4 protein-coding genes and 1 pseudogene are annotated in these 3,899 nt (G+C 57.9%); 4 read left to right on the top strand and 1 reads right to left on the bottom strand.

Annotation, left to right across the window (positions count from 1 at the left end):
- Positions 1 to 67: 67 nt before the first annotated feature.
- Positions 68 to 142, bottom strand: a pseudogene (locus AC1DSG_RS28720) (tryptophan synthase subunit beta); the annotation flags it as partial.
- A gap of 202 nt (positions 143 to 344) precedes the next feature.
- On the opposite strand from AC1DSG_RS28720, the gene AC1DSG_RS28715 reads away from it, so the two are divergent.
- The 4 genes from AC1DSG_RS28715 to AC1DSG_RS28700 form a co-directional block, all read left to right on the top strand.
- Entirely contained in the window at positions 345 to 1,247 is a 903-nt protein-coding gene (locus AC1DSG_RS28715; protein ID WP_477793896.1) for a TauD/TfdA dioxygenase family protein, read from the top strand.
- Between the two features lie 17 nt (positions 1,248 to 1,264).
- A complete protein-coding gene (locus AC1DSG_RS28710) occupies positions 1,265 to 2,290 on the top strand; it encodes an ABC transporter substrate-binding protein (RefSeq protein ID WP_477793895.1) in 1,026 nt (341 codons plus the stop codon).
- A 5-nt stretch (positions 2,291 to 2,295) separates the two neighbouring features.
- Positions 2,296 to 3,156 carry an ABC transporter ATP-binding protein gene (locus AC1DSG_RS28705; protein WP_477793894.1) on the top strand — a complete coding sequence of 287 codons (861 nt, stop codon included), beginning with the start codon at positions 2,296 to 2,298 and terminating at the stop codon, positions 3,154 to 3,156.
- A 20-nt stretch (positions 3,157 to 3,176) separates the two neighbouring features.
- A partial coding sequence (locus AC1DSG_RS28700) for an ABC transporter permease (protein ID WP_477793893.1) occupies positions 3,177 to 3,899 on the top strand: 723 nt, incomplete at its 3' end.

Raw genomic sequence — 3,899 nt, 5'->3', positions numbered from 1 at the left:
CCAATGTGGGAGCGAGCCTGCTCGCGATGGCGTCAGAACAAACACCAAAAAAATTGGGGATTTAGAGTTAGATCAACCCTGTTTCTTCATCATCAATCAACTGACTCAACCCACCCAACGCTTCACGGGCCTGGGTCCGGTCCCCATAAGGTCGGTGTTAGAGAAAAGCCATATCGTTATTCACTAACGGTATTTAAATATCAATTCTTATGCCTATAAAGTCACTCCATTGCGTACCCGCCGACCAATCGGCGCGCCGCACGACACGAACCAACACGGGACATCCGTGAGTTTCTTGATCGACGTGCGCGCCCTTGAGCGTGCCGTGCGTGGGAGTGATTTTTATGTCAGCTGTCTCTTTGTCTTCAGCGAATGCCTCTCAAGGCATCGCGCCTCAAACCATCGACATCCGCCCGTTCAGCGGCGCCGTCGGAGCTGAAATCATCGGCCTCGACCTGTCTCGACCCCTCAACGATCAGGACTTCGCCCGCATCCATCGTGCGCACCTGGATCATCACGTCGTGGTGTTCCGCGACCAGCGCATTACCCCTGAACAGCAGATCGCTTTCAGCCGTCGATTCGGCGTGTTGCAAATCCATGTGCTCAAGCAGTTTTTGCTGACCGGCCACCCGGAAATTCTGATCGTTTCCAACATCATCGAAAACGGCCAATCCATCGGCCTCGGTGACGCCGGCAAGTTCTGGCATTCCGACCTTTCCTATAAAGAACTGCCCAGCCTGGGCTCGATGCTGCACGCCCAGGAACTGCCCTCCGAAGGCGGCGACACCTTGTTCGCCGACATGCACAAAGCCTGGGACAACCTGCCCGACGCGTTGCGCAAAGCGGTTGAAGGCCGATCCGCTGCGCATTCCTACACCGCGCGTTACAGCGAGACCAAATTCGAAGGCAACTGGCGCCCGACCCTGACGCCTGAGCAGCTCGCTCAAGTCGCCGAAGTGGTTCATCCAGTTGTGCGCACGCACCCGGAAAACGGGCGCAAGGCGTTGTTCGTCAGCGAGGGTTTCACGACGCGCATCATCGGTCTGCCGGAAGACGAGAGCAAGCAACTGCTCGATGAGCTCTATGCCCATAGCGTGCTGCCGCAGAACATTTACCGCCATCAATGGCAGCCCCATGACCTGGTGTTCTGGGACAACCGCTCGCTGATTCACCTCGCCGCCGGATGCCCCAGCCATCTGCGCCGCAAGTTGTATCGCACCACCATCCAGGGCGACGCGCCTTTCTGATTTGTCGGAGAACTCCCATGTCCAAACGTCTTCCCTTTGCACCGCTGGCGGCCGCCATCGGTCTGGGTTTCAGCCTGATCGCCGGCAGCCTGGTGGCGCCGACTGTGGCCCACGCCGAAGGTGAAATCCGTATCGCCGAGCAGTTCGGCATTGTTTACCTGTTGCTCAATGTGGTGCGCGATCAGAACCTGATCGAGAAGTACGGCAAGCAGGAAGGCATCGACATCAAAGTCGACTGGACTCAGCTGTCCGGTGGCGCGGCGGTCAACGATGCGCTGCTCTCGGGGTCGATTGATATCGCTGGCGCTGGTGTCGGCCCGTTGCTGACGATCTGGGATCGCACCCACGGCAAGCAGAACGTCAAAGCCGTGGCTTCCCTCGGCAACTTCCCTTACTACCTGCTGAGCAACAACCCCAACGTCAAAACCATCGCCGATTTCACCGAGAAGGACCGTATTGCGGTGCCTGCAGTGGGTGTGTCAGTACAATCGCGTTTCCTGCAATACGCGGCTGCCAAGCAGTGGGGTGACAAGGAGTTCAATCGCCTCGACAAGTACACCATCGCGGTGCCGCACCCGGACGCCACGGCCGCGTTGGTGGCCGGTGGCACTGAATTGTCCGGGCACTTCTCTAATCCGCCGTTCCAGGACCAGGAGCTGGCGAACCCCAACGTCCATGTGGTGTTGAACTCCTATGACGTACTCGGCCCGAACTCCCCAACGGTGCTGTTTGCGACCGAGAAATTCCGTGACGAGAACCCGAAAACCTACAAGGCGTTTATTGCGGCGCTGACCGAAGCGGCTGAATTTGCGCAGAACGATAAAGGTGCGGCAGCCGACACGTACATCCGCGTCACCAAGGCGAAAATCGACCGCGCCGCGTTGCTGAAAATCATCGACAACCCGCAATTCGAATTCAGCATCACGCCGAAAAATACCTATCCACTGGCCGAGTTCCTCTACCGGGTCGGCGCGATCAAAAACAAACCGGATTCGTGGAAGGATTACTTCTTCCAGGACACCAAACCATTGCAAGGGAGCTGATTGTCATGAATGCCCCTTTGCAAGGCCACACGGTCAGCAAACCGAACGCCACAGCCCAGGCGCTGTTGTCGGTCGACAATGTCAGCCTCGAATACCGCACGCCGCAGCGTGTGGTGCGAGCGACCCATCAAGTCAGTTTTGAAATCGATCCGGCGGACCGCTTTGTGCTGCTCGGTCCGTCCGGTTGCGGCAAATCTACCCTGCTCAAGGCGGTTGCCGGGTTCATTCAGCCTTGTGAAGGCGAGATTCGTCTTCAGGGGCAAACCGTGCATGCGCCGGGGCCGGACCGGATCGTGGTGTTTCAGGAGTTCGATCAACTGCCACCGTGGAAAACCGTCAAACAGAACGTGATGTTTCCGCTGCTGGCGTCCAAAACGCTCAAACGTAAAGAGGCTGAAGAGCGGGCGCTGCACTATCTGGAGAAGGTGGGGCTGGCGGCGTTTGTCGATGCTTATCCGCATACCTTGTCCGGTGGCATGAAAGCGCGAGTCGCCATCGCACGAGCGCTGGCGATGCAACCGAAAATCCTCCTCATGGACGAGCCCTTCGCCGCCCTCGATGCGCTGACCCGCCGCAAGATGCAGGAAGAATTGCTGCTGCTCTGGGAAGAGGTGCGTTTCACGCTGTTGTTCGTCACGCACTCCATCGAAGAAGCGCTAGTGGTGGGCAATCGCATTCTGCTGTTGTCGCCGCATCCGGGCCGAGTGCGGGCGGAAGTCCACAGCCATCAATACGATTTGCACAGCCTCGGTGGCGTTGCATTTCAGGAGTCGGCGCGACGGATTCATCGGTTGTTGTTCGATGAAGGTCAATCCCCGGAAACCGAGCGTGAGCTGGATTTCTCCGATATTCGCATCGCTTATTGAGCCATTGAGAGGATTGCCCGATGAGCCATTTGTCATCAGTGCGTGAAGAGTTCGAAACCGTTTTACAGCCGCTGACCAGCGTACCGCTGGAGCGTGAACTGCCGCTTGGTCAGCGCCTCTGGCAACAGGGCTGGATTCGTAAAAGCCTGATCCTGATTTTGCTGGCGGTGCTGTGGGAAGTGGTTGCCCGTGTTCAGAACAACGACTTGTTGCTGCCAAGTTTTGTGCAAACCACCAGCGCGCTGTATGACGGCCTGCTTGGCGGTGAGCTGCTGGGCAAAGTGTGGATTTCGTTGGTGGTGTTGCTCAAGGGTTACCTGATCGGCATCGTCCTGGCATTTGCCCTGACCACATTGGCGGTGTCGACCCAGTTTGGTCGCGACCTGTTGAGCACATTGACCTCCATGTTCAACCCGCTGCCGGCGATTGCGTTGTTGCCACTGGCCCTGTTGTGGTTCGGACTGGGGCAGAACAGCCTGATTTTTGTGCTGGTGCATTCGGTGCTTTGGGCTTTGGCCTTGAACACCTATGCCGGGTTTCTCGGGGTCTCGGAAACCCTGCGCATGGCCGGGCGCAACTACGGTCTCAAGGGCATGCGGTTCGTGCTGTTCATCCTGATCCCGGCCGCGTTGCCGTCGATTCTTGCCGGGTTGAAAATCGGCTGGGCCTTTGCCTGGCGCACATTGATTGCCGCGGAACTGGTGTTTGGCGCGACCAGCGGCAAGGGTGGTTTGGGCTGGTAC

It is taken from the genome of Pseudomonas sp. P5_A12, from assembly GCF_056400685.1.
Note: the sequence above shows the minus strand (reverse complement) of the source record. Positions and strands in the feature narration are given on the sequence as shown.